The 3,136-nt window shown below is 39.0% G+C and carries 1 protein-coding gene; it reads left to right on the top strand.

Annotation, left to right across the window (positions count from 1 at the left end; all coding sequences use genetic code 11):
- Positions 1-16: 16 nt before the first annotated feature.
- Positions 17-2,902 carry a hypothetical protein gene (locus AACS24_RS02175; RefSeq protein WP_108572230.1) on the top strand — a complete coding sequence of 962 codons (2,886 nt, stop codon included), beginning with the start codon at positions 17-19 and terminating at the stop codon, positions 2,900-2,902.
- Positions 2,903-3,136: the final 234 nt, after the last annotated feature.

The raw sequence follows: 3,136 nt of genomic DNA, 5'->3' as shown, positions 1-3,136 counted from the left end.
GGTAAGAGGTAACCGTATGTTTGACCTACAGGATTTTATAAAAAATGCAATGCCACAAAGTCGTCGCCAGTTTCTAACATTTTCATCTGCCTCAATTATCACTATGGCTGCGAGTTCTGCTTTTCCTGTCTCTGCTAAAGCAGCTAGTTGGCTTATAGAAAAAACAGGCAATGATATTAATGAGTTAGATAATATCGACTACTATGTAAAGAGTAGTAACTTAATTCCAGATTCTGACACCATCCACTTCGAAGTTGATACTGATGAAGCTCTCTATTTTTCTCATGTTATGTTTCAAGAACTAATGAAAAAAGAGTTTCAGCAGCAGCAAGGGGCTCTTTCAGAACGACTCAATCTTGCCCCTAACAATAATATTTTAGAGATGAACGATGGTTATGATTCTCTGAATGGTATATTTGATCAATACAAAGAATTCTTTGTCAGTAATGTGACTGAATACATAAGCAGCTTATTGCAAAACAGCTATGCAACTCAAACTGATGTGTCAGTAAGAGATCGTGTTGCCTACAATTCATGGGATATGATCAAGGTAAATGCAAAAAAGCAGGTTGTTGAGAAAGGTGAAGCTTTTCGCGAAATTATGGATCGGCTCTATGCCATTGCAACCCAAGAGTGCCAATCTCATGCCTTGCAGGGATTTAAAGGTAGTGATTGGGCTAGAAAATTGATGAACTATTATCAAGAAAGCTCGACTCTGGAGATGTTGATTTCTTGCTTTCAAGCACAAGAGGCTAATCAAGCAGCCTTCTCATCAGCTATGCATAAGGTCTATAACACATTCCATAAGGTGCGGGCTCTGAACTGTTCTTCACCAGACAAAATTCCAGAGCATGAATTGCGAGACTTCGAACGAATGCTATATGGAGCGGTTTATAGCGGTCTAGCTATGAGCATGAGTTGGGGTAACAGTCAAGAAAATAATTCGGTACTTGGACGAGACGATAGTTTTAATGACGTTCAGAACTATCTTCAGAGTCAAAATACTGGGAATGAGGAAGTAACTTCATACTGGAAAGAATTCTTCGAGATAACCCCCCCAACTATATTTTGGGCTGCACTTAATGAGATTGATTTCACCGACTTGACCTTGGGAGATAATGCGGCACATAGGAAAATAATTGAAAAATTTCCTGCTTTGGAAACAGCAAGACGCTCACGTGGGGATATGTTTGTAAGTAGTTTTGCGATGCTGCTTGCATTGAGTCATTTTAGTTGGGCTAGCGCATCAGATCGTGATGGGGATACGTCTCCATTAGCGTTGGCTGAGCTGGGTATAGGTCTATTCAATGACGGTCTCACTGCTTCTTATGAGCTAATTTTGACCAAACTCACAACTATGCTATTTGGTAATGAGCAACCGCTTACAGATGCAATTGCCAATACAATGAGTAAGTTTGGTCGATTCATGCGCAGTTTATGTACACAAGGAAGGGTTTCATTTATATTTAGTCCGGAAAGAAATGTTGCAGAAAAGCTATTTATGGGGAGTTCTAGTGTAAAATCAATTATAGAAAAGTGCTTTGTAGTTCTTTCAGCTTTGGGGGCTGCCTTTGCGGCTTATAGCTTGGCACAAGCTATTGAGAATGGAAGTGTTGCTGATATTGTTTTTGCGTCAATTAATATGTTTTTAGCGGGCGCAACATTTATGATTTCAATTGCTGCTGTGCTAGGTATATCGACAGGCCCACTTGGAATAGTTATTGCCGTTGTAGGTATCATCATTGCCATTGCTCAGTGGATTTATAGTCTGTTGCACCAAGAGCCTATTCCTCCTACACCGATCCAGATTTTCACTGATGATGTAATGAGGCCTGCTGATTTAATTCATCCAGACAGTGGAAACTTTGTATGCATGGCTCAAGATTATTGGGGGAAGTATACTGCACCATTCAATACAAGGACGATGGATACGGACTGGCATGATAGTCTTACGACACAAGATAGTCGGGACTATCCAGAGCGAGGAGCTCTAATTACCGCTCAAAATGGTAAAATATATTATTTTGGCAATTTATATGATCCTAAAGTAGGTGATTCCAAAACATTTTTTAAGAATGGCACGCATCGGTTGGATGGATGGAACATATCAAGCTCATTTGAAAGGAATGGCTGTACCCAAGTGGTCGAATCTCGCTCTTCATCTGGTAAGACTAGAGTTCTATTTAGTGCAAAAGCATATGAGTCTGATGTTCCAGGTTCACAATGGGGAGATCGCCTGTTTATAAGTGATGGGATTGAAATACCCCCTCTCCCTTCTTGTATATCAGATGGTGTTATTGACTATAGCCAAGGTGTAAATGAGATTCCATTGGATATATCTGCAATTAATGAACTTGATGATACGATGTTTGTAGTATTCACTCGCTCACATATCTATCAAATGCGTGGAAATAGTTTCTCTCGGGTTATTGAATTTTATAACTGCTTTCAAGAGGAGGATACCACGACAAATGGTAGTCGTGGAATGTTTTCTTTATTGACATCTGTAGTTATTGATACGACAGTTCATTTGTTTTATACATTTAAGTCAAAATATTATGATGATAATCTTTACCATTACACACTAACAATGGATCAAGATGGAAACTATACCATACTTGAACTATTGCAAACGATGGACAGCTCTCTTATTGAAGATACCAAGGGCGATGTTATAAACATCGTAGGAACTAAATATCCTGCAACCAAAGAGACCTCAGCGAGAATATGTTTCTTTGCCGCAGGGGCAAGTAAATATAAGCGATTCGGTGCTATTGAGTTGGAAAACTCGACATCATATGGGAGAACGAATAAAGCCTTGATACCACTATATGATGGAGTTGCCTTTACTATGCCGGGAGCATTCTACGGATTCTATAAAAATGCATTCATCGCAAACTAATGGATAAATCTGTAAATAGTTAACTTTATGTTTCTGGTCAAACCATTAGGTACTTAGCATATTTATTTGCCCCCAATTGAATCTCATTTTTGGTTTCGATGGAGGCCTTTTTGGTTCCTATAATGAATAATTAGCTATCGAATGATAAAAGTCATACTTCCATATTGCCATACAAGGCAGTCCACTTTAAGCTGCAATCTGATTTCGCATGGAAGGTGATAATGGTTATTACAT

Origin of the sequence: Aeromonas sp. HMWF016 (assembly GCF_963878195.1) — a bacterium.
Taxonomy (GTDB): Bacteria; Pseudomonadota; Gammaproteobacteria; order Enterobacterales; family Aeromonadaceae; genus Aeromonas; species Aeromonas lacus.
The sequence above is the reverse complement of the archived record's forward strand: the minus strand, read 5'-3'. Positions and strand labels throughout refer to the sequence as shown.